The 13,795-nt window shown below is 41.9% G+C and carries 28 protein-coding genes; 3 read left to right on the forward strand and 25 right to left on the reverse strand.

Features of this window, described 5'->3' with window-relative positions:
- The first annotated feature begins 284 nt into the window (after positions 1-284).
- Positions 285-758: a DUF3653 domain-containing protein gene (locus QL989_RS16110; RefSeq protein ID WP_290171127.1), complete on the forward strand. Its 474-nt coding sequence runs from the start codon at positions 285-287 to the stop codon at positions 756-758.
- Positions 759-843: 85 nt separating this feature from the next.
- Complete coding sequence (locus QL989_RS16115) at positions 844-1,029, forward strand: hypothetical protein (RefSeq protein ID WP_290171128.1); 186 nt, start codon at positions 844-846, stop codon at positions 1,027-1,029.
- Positions 1,030-1,056: 27 nt separating this feature from the next.
- Here QL989_RS16115 and QL989_RS16120 read toward each other — a convergent pair whose 3' ends face one another.
- From QL989_RS16120 to QL989_RS16235, 24 genes are all read right to left on the reverse strand, one after another.
- Entirely contained in the window at positions 1,057-1,212 is a 156-nt protein-coding gene (locus QL989_RS16120; RefSeq protein ID WP_290171130.1) for a hypothetical protein, read from the reverse strand.
- 11 nt (positions 1,213-1,223) lie between these two features.
- Positions 1,224-1,406 carry a hypothetical protein gene (locus QL989_RS16125; protein WP_290171132.1) on the reverse strand — a complete coding sequence of 61 codons (183 nt, stop codon included), beginning with the start codon at positions 1,404-1,406 and terminating at the stop codon, positions 1,224-1,226.
- The gene (locus QL989_RS16130) at positions 1,399-1,809 is read right to left on the reverse strand and encodes a hypothetical protein (RefSeq protein ID WP_290171134.1); all 411 of its coding nucleotides are present in this window, start codon (positions 1,807-1,809) and stop codon (positions 1,399-1,401) included. Before QL989_RS16130 ends, QL989_RS16125 begins: the two co-directional genes overlap by 8 nt.
- A 93-nt stretch (positions 1,810-1,902) precedes the next feature.
- Positions 1,903-2,391, reverse strand: coding sequence for a hypothetical protein (locus QL989_RS16135; RefSeq protein WP_290171136.1), 489 nt, complete (start codon positions 2,389-2,391; stop codon positions 1,903-1,905).
- Positions 2,378-2,593: a hypothetical protein gene (locus tag QL989_RS16140; RefSeq protein ID WP_290171139.1), complete on the reverse strand. Its 216-nt coding sequence runs from the start codon at positions 2,591-2,593 to the stop codon at positions 2,378-2,380. Before QL989_RS16140 ends, QL989_RS16135 begins: the two co-directional genes overlap by 14 nt.
- The gene (locus QL989_RS16145; RefSeq protein WP_290171142.1) at positions 2,586-3,134 is read right to left on the reverse strand and encodes a hypothetical protein; all 549 of its coding nucleotides are present in this window, start codon (positions 3,132-3,134) and stop codon (positions 2,586-2,588) included. Before QL989_RS16145 ends, QL989_RS16140 begins: the two co-directional genes overlap by 8 nt.
- On the reverse strand, positions 3,122-3,775 hold the full coding sequence (locus QL989_RS16150; protein WP_290171143.1) for a hypothetical protein: 654 nt from the start codon (positions 3,773-3,775) through the stop codon (positions 3,122-3,124). Before QL989_RS16150 ends, QL989_RS16145 begins: the two co-directional genes overlap by 13 nt.
- Positions 3,768-4,583 carry a hypothetical protein gene (locus QL989_RS16155; RefSeq protein WP_290171144.1) on the reverse strand — a complete coding sequence of 272 codons (816 nt, stop codon included), beginning with the start codon at positions 4,581-4,583 and terminating at the stop codon, positions 3,768-3,770. Before QL989_RS16155 ends, QL989_RS16150 begins: the two co-directional genes overlap by 8 nt.
- 9 nt (positions 4,584-4,592) lie before the next feature.
- Positions 4,593-4,727 (reverse strand): hypothetical protein, encoded by a 135-nt coding sequence (locus QL989_RS16160; protein ID WP_290171145.1) that lies wholly within the window; start codon positions 4,725-4,727, stop codon positions 4,593-4,595.
- The gene (locus QL989_RS16165; protein ID WP_290171146.1) at positions 4,727-5,104 is read right to left on the reverse strand and encodes a hypothetical protein; all 378 of its coding nucleotides are present in this window, start codon (positions 5,102-5,104) and stop codon (positions 4,727-4,729) included. Before QL989_RS16165 ends, QL989_RS16160 begins: the two co-directional genes overlap by 1 nt.
- Before the next feature lies 1 nt (position 5,105).
- On the reverse strand, positions 5,106-5,324 hold the full coding sequence (locus QL989_RS16170; RefSeq protein ID WP_290171147.1) for a hypothetical protein: 219 nt from the start codon (positions 5,322-5,324) through the stop codon (positions 5,106-5,108).
- Positions 5,324-5,473 (reverse strand): hypothetical protein, encoded by a 150-nt coding sequence (locus QL989_RS16175; protein WP_290171149.1) that lies wholly within the window; start codon positions 5,471-5,473, stop codon positions 5,324-5,326. Before QL989_RS16175 ends, QL989_RS16170 begins: the two co-directional genes overlap by 1 nt.
- Positions 5,474-5,481: 8 nt before the next feature.
- A complete protein-coding gene (locus tag QL989_RS16180) occupies positions 5,482-5,796 on the reverse strand; it encodes a hypothetical protein (RefSeq protein WP_290171152.1) in 315 nt (104 codons plus the stop codon).
- Between the two features lie 9 nt (positions 5,797-5,805).
- Positions 5,806-6,702 carry a major capsid protein P2 gene (locus QL989_RS16185; protein ID WP_290171153.1) on the reverse strand — a complete coding sequence of 299 codons (897 nt, stop codon included), beginning with the start codon at positions 6,700-6,702 and terminating at the stop codon, positions 5,806-5,808.
- 435 nt (positions 6,703-7,137) lie between these two features.
- A complete protein-coding gene (locus tag QL989_RS16190; RefSeq protein WP_290171155.1) occupies positions 7,138-7,866 on the reverse strand; it encodes a hypothetical protein in 729 nt (242 codons plus the stop codon).
- Between the two features lies 1 nt (position 7,867).
- Positions 7,868-8,419, reverse strand: a complete 552-nt coding sequence (locus QL989_RS16195; protein ID WP_290171156.1) for a hypothetical protein — start codon at positions 8,417-8,419, stop codon at positions 7,868-7,870.
- Between the two features lie 17 nt (positions 8,420-8,436).
- Positions 8,437-9,063, reverse strand: coding sequence for a hypothetical protein (locus QL989_RS16200; protein ID WP_290171158.1), 627 nt, complete (start codon positions 9,061-9,063; stop codon positions 8,437-8,439).
- On the reverse strand, positions 9,063-9,200 hold the full coding sequence (locus tag QL989_RS16205; RefSeq protein WP_290171160.1) for a hypothetical protein: 138 nt from the start codon (positions 9,198-9,200) through the stop codon (positions 9,063-9,065). Before QL989_RS16205 ends, QL989_RS16200 begins: the two co-directional genes overlap by 1 nt.
- Positions 9,193-9,390: a hypothetical protein gene (locus tag QL989_RS16210; protein WP_290171162.1), complete on the reverse strand. Its 198-nt coding sequence runs from the start codon at positions 9,388-9,390 to the stop codon at positions 9,193-9,195. The genes QL989_RS16205 and QL989_RS16210 overlap by 8 nt, the downstream gene beginning before the upstream one ends.
- Positions 9,387-9,605, reverse strand: coding sequence for a hypothetical protein (locus QL989_RS16215; protein ID WP_290171165.1), 219 nt, complete (start codon positions 9,603-9,605; stop codon positions 9,387-9,389). The genes QL989_RS16210 and QL989_RS16215 overlap by 4 nt, the downstream gene beginning before the upstream one ends.
- 8 nt (positions 9,606-9,613) lie before the next feature.
- Positions 9,614-11,650: a hypothetical protein gene (locus QL989_RS16220; RefSeq protein ID WP_290171166.1), complete on the reverse strand. Its 2,037-nt coding sequence runs from the start codon at positions 11,648-11,650 to the stop codon at positions 9,614-9,616.
- Positions 11,643-11,879 (reverse strand): hypothetical protein, encoded by a 237-nt coding sequence (locus QL989_RS16225; protein ID WP_290171168.1) that lies wholly within the window; start codon positions 11,877-11,879, stop codon positions 11,643-11,645. The genes QL989_RS16220 and QL989_RS16225 overlap by 8 nt, the downstream gene beginning before the upstream one ends.
- The gene (locus tag QL989_RS16230) at positions 11,876-12,124 is read right to left on the reverse strand and encodes a hypothetical protein (protein WP_290171171.1); all 249 of its coding nucleotides are present in this window, start codon (positions 12,122-12,124) and stop codon (positions 11,876-11,878) included. The genes QL989_RS16225 and QL989_RS16230 overlap by 4 nt, the downstream gene beginning before the upstream one ends.
- Positions 12,121-12,360, reverse strand: a complete 240-nt coding sequence (locus QL989_RS16235; RefSeq protein WP_290171173.1) for a hypothetical protein — start codon at positions 12,358-12,360, stop codon at positions 12,121-12,123. Before QL989_RS16235 ends, QL989_RS16230 begins: the two co-directional genes overlap by 4 nt.
- A 472-nt stretch (positions 12,361-12,832) precedes the next feature.
- Between QL989_RS16235 and QL989_RS16240 the strand changes: the two genes are divergently transcribed.
- Complete coding sequence (locus tag QL989_RS16240) at positions 12,833-13,111, forward strand: hypothetical protein (RefSeq protein WP_290171175.1); 279 nt, start codon at positions 12,833-12,835, stop codon at positions 13,109-13,111.
- A 244-nt stretch (positions 13,112-13,355) separates the two neighbouring features.
- Here the strand turns inward: QL989_RS16240 and QL989_RS16245 are convergent, their stop codons facing one another.
- Entirely contained in the window at positions 13,356-13,781 is a 426-nt protein-coding gene (locus QL989_RS16245) for a DUF1090 domain-containing protein (protein ID WP_290171176.1), read from the reverse strand.
- Positions 13,782-13,795: the final 14 nt, after the last annotated feature.

The raw sequence follows: 13,795 nt of genomic DNA on the forward strand, positions 1-13,795 counted from the left end.
GTTTGCTGTTCATTACGGCATCTTTCACCCAAGTTCAAGGGGCGCATTTGCGCATACGTCACAGCCTATAATTTATATTATGTTAAATAAGATAAAACCCGTCATTTTGTCGTGCAATCACCCTAACGTGTTAAAGTTGCGCCAACTGTTTATTTTTATAAGTTTTGTTCATTTTTGGTTAATCTAATAAATTGATTGAACCGTGCGTTATCAATCTAAAAATATCATCGTTAAATCTTCCGCGCTGATTAAATAACAATGTCAACGGAATTAAGGGAACGGATATGGCAGATTTTAAACAGTTACTTTTTAGGGCGGGTTTTATGAATTTTGGTAGGCTAGACCGCCGCGCCGCCATGGACTTTTTATTCATAAAGTCTGAGCGCACACTCGAACGGTGGATAGCTGACAACAAACCATGCCCTCGCGCTGTTGCTATGTTAAAGCAACGTATTGCGGGTGGTGTGTCTTTTCATAAATCATGGGATGGTTTTTATATTTGCAGGGATGGATATTTATGGACGCCACGCGGGAAACGCTACGAGCCGAGTTATATTAATAAAATCGACTTTTTGCAAAACTCAGTGCGTTACAATGAAAACCACGTCATAGCATTACAAAATCAAGTTAACCACTTACACGACCTAGTTGCAGCCAGTGAAACGCTAAAAACTATCGGTAATGATTTGATAAAAATGTCTGACGAGTTCGCGCTAAAAGATATTGTTTTAAAATACGGCGCAAAAAAACGCGCTTAGTTTTTGGCCGCTTGTTTTAAGCGGCCTTTTTTTTTGTGTATATTAAAAGTCACCAGCGACCTACCCCACATTTAAGGCTTACACCATGACAAAACACCAACGCTACGAGCAACGAAAAAAAGCACAGGGACTTAAAAAAATTACCCTTTGGATACCGACCGATTCAGAGATCGAATTAAAAAGCATGGCTGAGTTTTGCTGTGAAAATAAAAACCATATTCCCTTTATGGCGCGCAGTACAACCACGGGGCGAATGTGTAAAGCCATATAAAAAAAGGCCGCTAAATTGCGGCCTTTTTTATTCTTTGGTAATTATGTTCCCGTCATTGTCTTTTATTTTACCGCCACCCTTTACGTGCCTAAATCCTTTTTTCAACTTGCCATTTTCAAAGGCTTGTTCATATGCACTTTGTTGTGCTGGTTTCTTAACAATTGTTCGTCTATTGTGGTACATGATAACCCCGTTTAAATGCCGACTTTTACACGTAATTCAGTGATTATTTTTTGCATTTCTTTAATGCAATTTCTTAAATCTTCGTTTTGATTTTGTAAAAAACCAATGTGCGTTTTATTTGTTACTACCACTGTAGTTATAACAATAATTTGCATGATGATAAATATAAAATCTTTTAACGTTAAACTATCCATTTTTAGCCCGCCTAAATTCACCGATAAACTGCGGCACAACATTTTTTAAGCTCGCAATACCCCACACAGCCCCATTAATCGCCACCCACGTTTGCACCAGCCATGGCGGTACATTTTCAAGGTTTTGGAATATAGCCGCGCCGTGTTCGGGCGATACAACCGTAATTAAGATAGGCGCGGTAAACATTGAGTAACTGAAAAAACGCAATGTTTTATCTTTGTCTCTTATGCTTTGCATTTCCCAATCATGGTTGTTATCAGTGGTTGATTGTGCCAAACGTGCTTGGTTATTAATGACCGCTAAATCACGGTTTTTCTCAGCGAGCTTGATTTGGCCGTAATAATCAATTGCCGTGGTGATAGGTGCAAAAATACCGCCAAGGAATTTAAAAAATTTATTCATCGTCTAAAATTCCCTTAGTGTGTTTTTTTACCTGATAAACAACGAGCGCGCCAAGTATCGCGCCCGCTGCGGTTGTGAGTAACCATTTTGCGTTCATACTGCTAATGCGACCCCCTCACGCGCTTGATTTAGATTAAACGCACCTTTTGCACCCTCAAAATCAGCCATTGCAAGCATTAGTTCTGGGTATACATATTCTGGCACTACATCATGCCTGTTTAACCCTGTTCTACTGCTCACAAACTTAATATAGTTTTCAGTGTGATTAACATACGTTTTACCGTTGTGTTTACCGTTTTTTGGTGCCCAACGCTTAATTATTCTGTCAATCGTGTATCGCTTGTACTTGTGTTTATACGTCATTAAAAGCTTGTACCCTGCGCGGAATCCAAACGCGGGCGTTATAAATTCCTCATAACCTTTTTCAATGTCGCGCTCTCGCTCGCCGTCCCAATCGTTTCCGATTCGAATGTTGAGCGGGTTGTTGTTCCGCACGTTCGGCGGCACATAAGTTTGCTGTTTTGTTAGCATATAAATAAACCCCACTGAGCAAAGGGCAACAAGTAAATTATACTTGTTCACCCTGCACCCCATTTAATGAATATAAAACTTCACCGCTGTCGCTGATAACGTCACCGTTTACAACTTCACAGCCCACTAAATCGGCGCGATAATCATTTATTTTAATATCGCTTTCGCTAAGTGCTACCGACTCGCCCACCATGCGAACACTTGCCACAGTGGTTTTGTTTTCAGTGGTTGATAATGTAATTAAATTAAACATATTCTATAACCTCCCAACTCAAATCGGAGTTTGCTGGTGAATTTTGGGAAATTCTTATAACTGATGCATTTTTAAACCTAACCATTGGTATAACTGAATATGCACCGCTGTACTGCGCAGATTCAAATGAGCTTATAATCACGCTTTTGCTCAAATCTACTGTGCTGATATTGATTTCTTTCCAATGCTCCCCCTGCATCAACGTAACCCCGCGCTGAATGCTTTTAATGGGTGATTTTGGAACTGCATTCACTGCTGTAGTTAACGTGCTTACTTGCTGTGTTAGCTCGCTTATAACTAAGTCACGCGCTGCATTAGTTGCAGCAGCGCTATCAACTACGGATTGAGTAACAGCGTTTTGAGTTGCTGCACTAGATGAATTTACACTCTCATGAACTGCTGCTAAGTCTGTATTTGCCTTTTCAAGCTTTAACTTATTTCCAGCCGCAATGCTTTTTAACCATGAAAAATCTAGTGCTTGCTCTGCGCTTTGAGCATCAATTAACGGTTTTAAATTTGGTGGATTATTTACGCCCGCCATTGCTCACCCCCTGCCAGTGTTACGGGTTCGCCACTTTCATTTTTTACGAAAATAGACGCCGCCATGTTTTCAAATTCTTTTGATGCGGGTGCGTTTTTATTGCCCGCTAAAAATATACCTGTATTAACATTTTGCGCACTTGTGCCAACACGAACCGCTGTGAAGTTAGGTGAGTCGGTTATCACTTGAATTAACACATTACGGTTTTCTGCGTTACGCGCTGGAAATACTTCGAGTGTTTGATTTACTGCTAACACGGTTTTGTTAGGTGCTATCGACTCAAAGTTATTCGCGGGCAATATTGCCATTTTGCCGTTTTCAACGGTTGCGTTTGCATCGACTTGGATTGATTCACGAATGCGGGTTACTTCAACTGCATTTGAGATTGCAACCGAACCTTTGCCGCCTGTGTGTACTTTTATGTTTGAGACTTCATATTCAAGTTCAACAAGATTTTCACTTTCGTTTTTAAAGGTTACTTCGCGGTATTCTTCTAGCTCAAAAATTCTGTTTACTTCACCGACCAATTCACCAAACCCACCCGACACTATAAACGGCGCATTTGTATTTATTATTGATAGGTATTTACCTGATGTAATAACGGGGCGTTCCTGCCCCGCCCCCAGTGTTATTTTAGGCATTTCGCCCCCTTGTTATTGAGAATGCAACCACAGCCAAACCAACAACACCGAGCGCCATAGCCATATATTTGACCATTTGCCCTGCTTGGTTTGCGACAATATCCTGACCCTGCAACGCTGTATTTCTGGCGAGCTCTGCAATGGTTGATTTATCCTCGCTGTAACTTTGCGCCAACTGCGCTACATTTTGCGCTGAGTTGTTTAGCTGTGTTTGCGTGGCATTTTGCAAGCTGCTTGATAGCTCGCTCACGGCATCCAAACTAAACTCGCTAAATTCGGTCACGGTTTTTTTGCTTAAGTCGCTGATTTCATCAACTGAGTTTTGCGCGTTGTCGTTTACTGCATCAATTGCATATTTTGACGTGCTACCCACTTCATTGATTGCGTTATCAGCCAGTTTTAATGATGAATCAATCACGCGGCCATTTTCGCGGATTGCATCGGCTGCGGTTTCTGCTGCAATTTTTGCGGCGTCTTTTGCTGCATCAATAGCGGCGTTGCTAACGTCTTTATTTGCGTCTAGTGCTTTCTCACCAAACCCAAACGCGGAATCTATAGCGCCACCGTCTAGCACGTTAATAGTGCCGTTATTACCTGCTAAATCGCCGTCATTTGAGATACTGTTATCAATTTCAACATCCCACTCTTGCGAGTTATCAGTGTTATACGAGTCGTTAATACTGTTATCAGTGCTAGACTCATCATGTGTTACGTTGCCCCCAACCCCTGCATAATCGCCGTCATTAACAATATTATTTGTTACTTGCTTATTACTGGTTGATTGTGAGCTTTTAGAGCGCCCGCCCATAATGCCCCCTTATCGACCTAACTTAAGGCTGACAGGTAATGCACCAACATTTCCGCCTATTGCATCACGGCGAGCGCGGCGCGTTGCGCGATTTACTGCGCGGCGTTTTGCTTTGTAAGCACCTTTTTCTGTTAAATATTTCATTATAAATTTATCCTGTAGATATATTCGTCATTGCCAAAAAAGGCGCGGCGCATTTCAACCAAACTAGGTTTAATTGATAATGCACTCACGCCTTTAGCTAAAAAGTGTGGGTTTTTTGTGTGGTAGCGAATAGAGCTAAACCCGCTTGATTTGGCGAACAAGGCAAACTCATTTACCACATTAGCCAAACCGCGACCCGCCACCGCAACAAATACAAGTTCTTTACCCTCTGGGCGAATAACAGCAAACACATTGCCGTTATTCGATTGATAAACACTTGCTACACCCGCTTTAATTTCTCGCTTTATTTGACCCGCGCCGCCTTTCATGGCTGGAGCTAGTGTTTTTTTGGCAATATCAAAGCTGACTTTTTGCATGTTATTTTTTCAGTAAATAAACGGTTGCAAGTGCTGCGACAACCAAACCACCAACTAGCCACGGATTTACACCCGTACCGCCGTAATTTAAACCGCCAAACGTGGCATTGGATTTAAATAACTGATCGCCATTTTTGGCGCTACTGCCGCCGCCCGTCATGGGGCTACCTGAAATCGGCGCGCCCCCTGTAATCGAGCCTAACGCACCTAACCCGCCCATTATTTACCGCCTTTGTACATTTGGTATCCCACGTATCCAACGCCACCCACTAGGGCAAGCTTTGCAGCATTACCCAATAAATTTGACGTCCACGAACCCGCAAAAAAACCAACACCGCCACCCGCTGCAAATAAAAGTAATAAAGGCATGTAACCCCCTATCGCTTAAGTAAGAGCGCGGCAACCACTAAACCACCGATTAACAAGTATTTATTGTCAACACCCGCTATCAATTGGTTACTTTGCATTACTGCACCGTCTTGTGGCGCTGCTGTGGTTGCGAGCACTGGCGAGCCGTCTTTGCTAGTGCCTTTTACTGGCTCATTTTCGCGCAGGTTAGCCGTGTCTTTTGCGGCTTCACTTTGCACCGTTTTTTGATATTCGCGGAAACTGTCGTATTGCTCACCGACAACGCCTGTCACGCTGTCGAATACATCCCCGCCAATATCAATAATTGAATCGTACCAAGCCATAAAGCCCCCTTAAGCTGCGTTAAGTGCTAGCTGCTCGATTTGCTGGCGAGTCGGTAATGGGTTTACTTGCTTAAAGCCCTCAACATAGGTCTTAATTGCACCTGCACCACTAACAATAAATTCAAAGTTCAAGCCTTGGGTGTTTAATGCGCCCTCAGCACCAAAACCAAGCGCGGTAAAATCAAGAATGCAGTAACCCGCCTGTAGCGCCACGCCCGCATGACGTTGTAACCCATATTCTAAATCGCTACGCATAACACGGTGAATGATGCGACTACCACGTTTAACGCGGATTTCTGAAATCGTCACTTCGTTCTCAACAAATACCATGCGCTGTACATGTGTATTAACATTACCGTTTGGCATGTTCCATGTATGTTCGCCCGCTGCGGCGCTGTACTGTGTAAGCTCGTAACGAGTCGGCACAAATATGCGGCCTGTTGGTTTTTTATCAGTCACATAGGCTTTAGCTTTAAGCGTTGGCACTACTGGGTCATTCGCATGTTTTGCTTTAAATTTGATTTGCAGCGTTACATCGTCTGTTAATTCAGTAACAAGCTGTGTTTGATAAATACCTTGTGAAGTACGGTATTCAAATTTAGATAAATCTAATGTGAAACGGCCTTCTTTTTGGTATTTTTGGTAGGCTTTATCGAGCATATCTAGCATTGTGTTAGACGCATAAACTACGGGCGTACCGTTAATATCAATGGTGACTTTTTCAATGGTTGCCACTTCTTTTAAATTGGTCTCAACTTCGATTGAGTGATAAACCAAACCCGCTTGTAATTTTACTGTGGCTTCTTCTGAGTAAGCGACACCTGTCGCGCCCTCAAGCTGAATCATAGTAGGCTGCATTTTGCCCATAACTGCCGCGATTGCTGCGGCTAAATTTGTTGTACTCATTTTTTAACGTCCTGCGTTGTAATACTTTTAAATTAAATGGTTTGCTGTGCTAACTGGCTAAAACCAATTAGCCGATTACGTCTTCTACTGCATCAACGTTGTTAGATGCCCATACAACGCCCGCCGCCATTAGTGCTGCAATTGCTGCTGTAATTAAGTAACCTTTAGTCTGTTTGTTCATTGCTGTTTGCCTTGCTGTTTATAAAAAATTTAATGGTTTTAACTAGTGCAAACGCGGCAACCGCTGCGCCTGTGCCTATCAATAATTGTTTGTCCACATTTGCGCCCCTCGGTTGCGTTGCTTGATTAAGTGGTTTTTAGTAAACGCTACCGTTTCGGCTTGGGTCAATGGGGTAAAATCGGGGTTAACCTAATAGGTTTAATTAGGCGAAAAAAAACCGCAATTAAGCGGTTTTTGGTCGGAGAATGGTTATTTTAGGCTGCGTTTTTGAAAACAAACTCATTGCGAACTGTATTATTAAAGCCTGTCCCTTTGAAATAATATTCATGGTGAGTGCCTTTTTCATCCTTGAATTTTGCAAGGCTCATTATATCGGCGGGCTTAAGCTGTATCTCTTTTGCTACTCGCTCGGCATCACCTACGGAATCTTGCCTACCAATCCACTTGTAACCACTCATAGCGATAACTGTGTTCGGTATTGGGGCTAAGCGCTGCGTCACGGAATGGCACATAATGTTAAATTTTCGCCCTGCTTCAAGTATCTCACCGTAAATCGAGTCCTCATCACCTGACGAGACTGTTACGCGGTTTATTTCCTCAGCGATAAAGTGCAAGGTTTTTGGGTGTTTACCGTTCCCCATAGCCCAAACAATGCCGCACACTTTTAAAAACAACTCTCTTATAAGCGCTTTCTTTTTTGGCGGATTGTTTGGTGTAAATGCAATTTTAAACCCCTGCTTAGTTTTGCGACCAGCGTGCAAGGCCATTAAAAAGCCTTTCAGGGTTGTGTATGTGCGAACCTTACGCCCTAAAAACTCTTTACCCTTATACTGTCCGTATAAATCCCAAAACGCGACTTGGTCGGTTGCGCTAATGAGCCCTATTTTTTGGGTTGCCACCGACTTACACGAACCCGTAGTACCCGCGTAAAGCGCGTGAGTAATGTCTAGCGCATCATTTGGGTTGATAGGTGATAAATTCATATTAAGCCGCCTGTGCGCTTTCTGTGGCGGTTTCAGACTGTGTTTCGGTGGTTTCTTCTGGCTCTAGTTTTACTTCTTTGGCCTTATCAATGGCTTTTAGCTCTTTTAACTGCTTAAGCGAACCATGAGCAAGTGAGCCCGCCGCCAGTGCTGCAAATACTTCAACTTTCCACTCACCAAACACACCCGCAACCGAGCCGCCATATTTTTGCACCGCTGGCGCTATGGCTTTTACACGTTGCTCTTTTTCTTGCTCATCAATTTTAAAATCACGGTGGCCAAATTGCTGCATTAAGCTTTCAAACGTGTTTATTATTTCGCTAGTTGCGAAGAGTGCGCCGTCACTGTCTGCCATGAGCATTTTTAATTGCTCGGTTTCATCTGGTTGCGCTGTTTTTTCTTCGTCTTTTATTCCTGCGTCCTCGGGGTTGAAATCGTCCTCAATGCCGAGTGATTTAGCCATTGCTGCTACCGCATCGGCGCGTGCTTGTTCATCTTCAACCGTAGCGCTGCTTACTTCTTCATTTTGTACTTGCTCGTTGTTCTCTTGCATGGTTTACCCCTACTTAATTAAATTGCTAATAACAGACCAAAACCCGCACCAATTAGCGCAGCAATACCCACTCGTTTTGCTTTGTCATGGTTAACGGTTTCGGTTTGAGCCGCGCCGCTTGCGGTTTGCGCTGGCTTAACTGGCTCGTTTACTGGTTCGGTTTTTTCGGCTTGTTTTTCGGTTACTGGTTCGACTTGCTTTTCGCTCGATACCGCATTTTTAGCGGTTTCTATCGGTTTAAGCGGTTCGCCTGTTTTGCTATCCACTTCCAAGCCACACTCCAAGCCTATAGCCTTAATTTGGCCTAAAACTTCTGCATCATCTGGCACAAAATCCGCTGTTTTTTCTTCGTGAATTTTCACAGGTAATTCGCCTGGTATGTCACAGGTTTTTTGCAAGGCTTCAATATTTGGCTGCATGTTATTTTTAATTTTTTCTTGATACGGTTTACCGCCGCACTGGTCTGTGCCGCACTCATCGCAAATTAAATAAAACGTGTCTTTTCGCTTGCCCTTTGGCTGATGAACGCTGGCAACCGAACCGCAATGATGTAAGTAAACGCCCAATACTGGATTTTTACTTGTGCGTAGTGGTAGTGTGCCGCCGTCTATGGCTGGCACTGTTTTAGCTGGTAGTTTCAACATTAAACCTCTCCCTTAATAATATCTGTCACAATCATAAAAGTAATAAAGACCACTAAAAGCAAACAGCAAACAACCAAGACAACACCGAGTACTGGTAATAAGTAACTTTCCATTACCCACCATATAAAATCAGCCATCACAGCCACCTCTCAAAAAAGCAATGTCAAATAAAATAAACGCACCTGAAAATATCGAGACAACCAAGCAAATAATAAACACCACAGCAAAAAGACCGCTGATTAAATCAAAAATATCATCTACAAATAAGCTAATAACCCCAAAAGCTATTGCAGCAATTGCTACCCCCCACCAAAAACCATCCATCATTCACCCCCTAATTGATTTTCAATCTCGCCAAATTTACGCGCCAAAAATGTTTGATTTTCATCAAGCGTATTGAGCTTATTCGACAATAATTTAAGTAGCTTTAATGTTTCATCGCCTAAGTTAACCGCCGCCGTTTTAGCGTTCATTAGGCTTGCTTTTTTTGCTACTTGCGCGGCCACTTCTACAACTTCGATTTGTGCTAATACTTCTTGCATGTTTACCCCTAATAATTAACTTCATAATTGTTTACAGGCTCAAAGCGACTATAAAAATCACAAAGAGCGCTCATTGAATTGTCATAAAATCGCCTTGTTTGTTTTAGCAATTTATTAACTGTGGATTCTTCTGCTTTTTCTTTTCCAACATCTGCGGTTGTTGAATTTAAAAATGATGTTTTTAACTGCCACCCACGCACGCCAATAGCCCAATCAATAAAACCAACAAAGGCCGATTCGCTGGCGAACTTAGCAACACCACCGCGTGCAAAATTACCGTTTAATTCGGTTGCTATTTCGCTAATTTTTTCGCTAACGGTTTCAAATTTTTGTTCAAGTTTTCCAATGAATTGCGCCCGCTTTTCGCTAAAGTCTTTTTTATTAACGTTTTTTAGCTTTTCGATAGTGCCTAATGTGTTTTTTAATTCTGCTTGCTTGAATAGCTTTCGCTCTTTTTTCGCTTCAAGTCCTTGCATGTATTCTTGTATTAACCCGTACATGTGTTGCGCTTCATGTGTTGCGCAGTTTTCCCAACTTTCAGCGCGTGCGTGCTTTGATATGTTGTATCGGTTACCGCGTATTTCCCCTTGCGAACCCTCACCACCTTTCACCATATAACCAAGCGCTTTAAGTAAATAACTTGCGGCCGCTTTAGCGTTTTTAATTCGCTCGATTGTCACAAAACCCTGACCCCATAAACTTTCGATACGTGCCGCCCACTCATGAAAAAATACGGGCTCAACATTCCAGCGCATTAACACGTGCGCGTGGTAGTTTTGTTCTCCAATACATTCAACCTCGTATTTTTCACCGTTAAATTCATATACCTTTGAACCTAATTTTTTTACTGGTGCTTCAGCTACCCACAAGTAATCGAATACAGGTTTTTTAGTTGCTGATTGCTCGCACTCAATGGCGGTTACTTCCATTTTATTATTGGTAATTGCTCGTTTTTCGCATTGCCCTATGCACTCAACCGCACCCCATGGGTAAAGCCTTTCGTTGTCGTGCATTAAATCAGACTCAACGCGGCCACTGGCACCAACACTTGAAACTTTACCCCATGGGTAAAGGCGGTCATTTCTGCCAATACACTCAATAGTTCCATACTTGTATTTTTTCGCTTTTGGCGTTTTTGAAATATCGCCAGTAGCAACAAAACCGCGCTTGTGCATTTTGCCAAGTGAGTCAAAAAAGCGGCTTAATTCTTGTCCTATTGTTGAGCGCTCATAGGTAACGGCTGTAAATGGCGCAACTGAAATAATTTCAGGGTGAACCAACTCACCATTTGCCGTATAAATTGCATTTAACTTTGTACCCGATGGGCGTTTTGCTACTTTTTGGTAGTGGTTGTTATCAATTCGCCAACGTGCTTTAGCGTCTAGCGTTACAGTGGTAAAACAATTAAACCCACCTTTCACAGCTTGCATGTATAAACCGCTATCGATAATTTTACCGCGTGCTCGGCTGGTTACTGTTTGGGTTATGCGCTCACCTGTGTTTGCGTCAGGCGCATCACTTGCTCGTGTATTTTGAGTGCAAACAACACGGAAACCATCGCACCAATTACGGCTTTGAAAATGCACCTTGGCGGTTTTATCTGCTTCAATTGGCTTACTGGCAAAATGGCCGCGTTCAATTTCTGCGGTTTTTTTCGGGGTGATTTCGCCCGTTTCAAGATTTAAAATCTCGTCACTATCAACACCTAGGCGCTCAGCGCGTTTCTTAGGCGTTAAATTATTAAGGGCGTTGCGATATAAACTATCAAGGCGTTGCGCCTTATCAGCCAAAAGAGACTGTTTAGAACGCGGATTATCTTCGCGTTTTGGCTGTGTCGGACTTTTGCGCCTTTTGACAAGCCTATCTTTTTCCGCTTTCGCGGCCGCTTCGCGGATTTGTTTCGAGTGTGATTCGATATACTCAAGCCATGTTAATGACTCTTCAATATCGCGCTCGGTTGCTGGTTGAACTGCAAACGCAGAAAAAGCGCCACTTTGGGCGCTTTGTATTGCATCATCAAATATATGTTCGGGTACATTAATCATAATTTTCAGCACCTAAAATATCAAAAGCAGTGTGCTTAACCTCCACCTTTTGAAGTAGAGCTGAAATTTCGCGGGCGATTTTTTCATCAATCATCATCAAAAAATTCATATCACTAGTGATACAGGTATGCTCTGATACACTTATAAAATCACCACCCGAACAGGCATTTTCAAGAATGTCTTTTATGTATATTGCTCGCTCATGCGCTATAACATCAAGCAACCTCATAATTGCCCCGCCTTTAAATTTAACGGCTGATACCCAACACCGCAGTTGGTAACAACATGGCAAAACCTTAAATCTAAAAGTATGCGCTGCTCTTGAAGCCCTAGCTTTTTAAGAATATAAAGAAGCTTACCCACCACAATAAAACCCGTTAAAGGTAGTTGTTCATTGTTTTCATTGAGCCTGTAAAGCTCATTGATAGTCTGGTAAGCAATATTAGAAATTCGAAGCTGTTGATTAGTTCTCATAGCTCACCCGCCTTTGAATAATAAGCGGCTGCTTGTAATGCTTCATAACGTGGCGCTGAGTCTGAACTCTGATAATTGCGTTCGCGCTCTTTCTGCATTTGAATTTGCTGTTCACGGCGCATTGCTGCCATTTTATTTTTAAATGCAAGTTTTAACTGCGCTGCTTTACCGCGCGCATAATTCCAATGCTCTTCACTTTTTTTCAACTCTTTAATTTCAACGGTGTAATGACTCATAACGTCAACCCCGCTCTCTTTGCTCGCTTATAGATTAACTTTGCTAACTGCAAGTCATCATCACCAATCGCGGAGACAATATAAATCCTAGTCATTGAAAGGGTCTTTCTTGAGCCGCTTGAGGTACTTCTCAGTAGGCGAATTCTTAAAAACAAAACACTTAATTTTTTTACTTTTTCGCGCTTCATTTTGAACTGAGCGCCTTTCGATAATTGACACATAATGTTGTCCCCTTGGCAGTTTTAACAATTTCTTACAGTTCGTTCATTTTTGGCTAATTGTTGGGCGGCTACCTTATGTCGGGTAGCCGCCCCTCGCACTGCCAAGAACGAAAAAAACAGTCGGGCGACTGCTTCAAGGACAGATATTAGTCAAGCGCACGTTACCACGTCAAGTGCGCTGGACTAATGCAATAGCGATTGACTAGGTCTATAATCAAAAAAACCGACATGCCAAGACGGACAGAAAACTTATGAAAATAACAAACTCACTTGAGCTTTTAGAGTGGTTTAAAAGCACCGCAGATATTGACTCTGACTACATGGTTAGCAAACTGACAGGTATATCAAAACAGGCGGTTAGCAATGTTAGAACTGGGAAAGGTGAATTTAAGGACTATACCTCTTTAAAGCTTTTATTAATCGCAGACCACCCTAAGCCACTGGAAACAATGGCTTTATTAGAGGCTTGCAAGGCTGAATTTAAGGGTGATAAAGATATAGCGGAAATTTGGCGCAAAAGTGTTGCTTGAGTGATTTTTAACCCCGTCATTTTGTCGTTACTGTTTTGGGGAAATGCAGCGGCCTTGCGCCCTGCATTCAATTGATAGGCTTACGATTTATATTATGTTAAATATGATAGGAATATACTTAATCAAACTAACTATCGGCAATTAGGTCACTTATAAACACGGTATTTTAGCCCTTTTATCGCATAATATTTATATTCAATAAAATGCTCTACTTTATTAAATATAAAAACTCTGTAATGACATTTCAATCAACCAAACTATTTAGCTCATCAATTAATTGCTTAAGCTGTTTAGTTTCGTCGTTTAGCTTTTGCTGATACTTTTCAACTTTGCCATGCTTACCTTGGCGCTTAGCTTTTTTAAGATCGATTTTATATTCTTCAATTTCTGAATTTGTATCATCTATTTTTTGTTGTAACTCTGCTTTTAATCCATCATTGGTACAATATGCGTTTATGTTATTAAGTGCTTTATTAAGACCTGCAACTTTGTGTGAATTACCTTGGCGTTTTGAAGCTAATAACTCGAGGTTAACTTCACAGGCTTTTTTCGCACATCCCGTTAAATCTGCACAATCATCTTTGGCCAATACGACTGTTGAACCGGCTAATAATAAACTTATTGAAATACCTTTAATAATTGTCATTTTATAGTTTTTATTATCTCGCATTGTTCATTACTCCT

It is taken from the genome of Pseudoalteromonas sp. APC 3224 (genome assembly GCF_030407535.1).
Lineage (GTDB): Bacteria > Pseudomonadota > Gammaproteobacteria > Enterobacterales > Alteromonadaceae > Pseudoalteromonas.

Excerpts from the sequence above, each read along its gene's own strand:
- QL989_RS16160 (WP_290171145.1), bottom strand. The coding sequence starts at position 4,727 with ATGAAATATTTAACAGAAAAAGGTGCTTACAAAGCAAAACGCCGCGCA.
- QL989_RS16235 (WP_290171173.1), bottom strand. The coding sequence starts at position 12,360 with ATGAGTCATTACACCGTTGAAATTAAAGAGTTGAAAAAAAGTGAAGAG.
- QL989_RS16180 (WP_290171152.1), bottom strand. The coding sequence starts at position 5,796 with ATGGCTTGGTACGATTCAATTATTGATATTGGCGGGGATGTATTCGAC.
- QL989_RS16185 (WP_290171153.1), bottom strand. The coding sequence starts at position 6,702 with ATGAGTACAACAAATTTAGCCGCAGCAATCGCGGCAGTTATGGGCAAA.
- QL989_RS16215 (WP_290171165.1), bottom strand. The coding sequence starts at position 9,605 with ATGCAAGAAGTATTAGCACAAATCGAAGTTGTAGAAGTGGCCGCGCAA.
- QL989_RS16165 (WP_290171146.1), bottom strand. The coding sequence starts at position 5,104 with ATGCAAAAAGTCAGCTTTGATATTGCCAAAAAAACACTAGCTCCAGCC.
- QL989_RS16210 (WP_290171162.1), bottom strand. The coding sequence starts at position 9,390 with ATGATGGATGGTTTTTGGTGGGGGGTAGCAATTGCTGCAATAGCTTTT.
- QL989_RS16225 (WP_290171168.1), bottom strand. The coding sequence starts at position 11,879 with ATGAGGTTGCTTGATGTTATAGCGCATGAGCGAGCAATATACATAAAA.
- QL989_RS16140 (WP_290171139.1), bottom strand. The coding sequence starts at position 2,593 with ATGTTTAATTTAATTACATTATCAACCACTGAAAACAAAACCACTGTG.
- QL989_RS16240 (WP_290171175.1), top strand. The coding sequence starts at position 12,833 with ATGAAAATAACAAACTCACTTGAGCTTTTAGAGTGGTTTAAAAGCACC.
- QL989_RS16175 (WP_290171149.1), bottom strand. The coding sequence starts at position 5,473 with ATGCCTTTATTACTTTTATTTGCAGCGGGTGGCGGTGTTGGTTTTTTT.
- QL989_RS16245 (WP_290171176.1), bottom strand. The coding sequence starts at position 13,781 with ATGCGAGATAATAAAAACTATAAAATGACAATTATTAAAGGTATTTCA.
- QL989_RS16155 (WP_290171144.1), bottom strand. The coding sequence starts at position 4,583 with ATGGGCGGGCGCTCTAAAAGCTCACAATCAACCAGTAATAAGCAAGTA.
- QL989_RS16145 (WP_290171142.1), bottom strand. The coding sequence starts at position 3,134 with ATGGCGGGCGTAAATAATCCACCAAATTTAAAACCGTTAATTGATGCT.
- QL989_RS16195 (WP_290171156.1), bottom strand. The coding sequence starts at position 8,419 with ATGCAAGAGAACAACGAGCAAGTACAAAATGAAGAAGTAAGCAGCGCT.
- QL989_RS16125 (WP_290171132.1), bottom strand. The coding sequence starts at position 1,406 with ATGGATAGTTTAACGTTAAAAGATTTTATATTTATCATCATGCAAATT.
- QL989_RS16220 (WP_290171166.1), bottom strand. The coding sequence starts at position 11,650 with ATGATTAATGTACCCGAACATATATTTGATGATGCAATACAAAGCGCC.
- QL989_RS16230 (WP_290171171.1), bottom strand. The coding sequence starts at position 12,124 with ATGAGAACTAATCAACAGCTTCGAATTTCTAATATTGCTTACCAGACT.
- QL989_RS16170 (WP_290171147.1), bottom strand. The coding sequence starts at position 5,324 with ATGGGCGGGTTAGGTGCGTTAGGCTCGATTACAGGGGGCGCGCCGATT.
- QL989_RS16205 (WP_290171160.1), bottom strand. The coding sequence starts at position 9,200 with ATGGCTGATTTTATATGGTGGGTAATGGAAAGTTACTTATTACCAGTA.
- QL989_RS16130 (WP_290171134.1), bottom strand. The coding sequence starts at position 1,809 with ATGAATAAATTTTTTAAATTCCTTGGCGGTATTTTTGCACCTATCACC.
- QL989_RS16150 (WP_290171143.1), bottom strand. The coding sequence starts at position 3,775 with ATGCCTAAAATAACACTGGGGGCGGGGCAGGAACGCCCCGTTATTACA.
- QL989_RS16190 (WP_290171155.1), bottom strand. The coding sequence starts at position 7,866 with ATGAATTTATCACCTATCAACCCAAATGATGCGCTAGACATTACTCAC.
- QL989_RS16115 (WP_290171128.1), top strand. The coding sequence starts at position 844 with ATGACAAAACACCAACGCTACGAGCAACGAAAAAAAGCACAGGGACTT.
- QL989_RS16120 (WP_290171130.1), bottom strand. The coding sequence starts at position 1,212 with ATGTACCACAATAGACGAACAATTGTTAAGAAACCAGCACAACAAAGT.
- QL989_RS16110 (WP_290171127.1), top strand. The coding sequence starts at position 285 with ATGGCAGATTTTAAACAGTTACTTTTTAGGGCGGGTTTTATGAATTTT.
- QL989_RS16200 (WP_290171158.1), bottom strand. The coding sequence starts at position 9,063 with ATGTTGAAACTACCAGCTAAAACAGTGCCAGCCATAGACGGCGGCACA.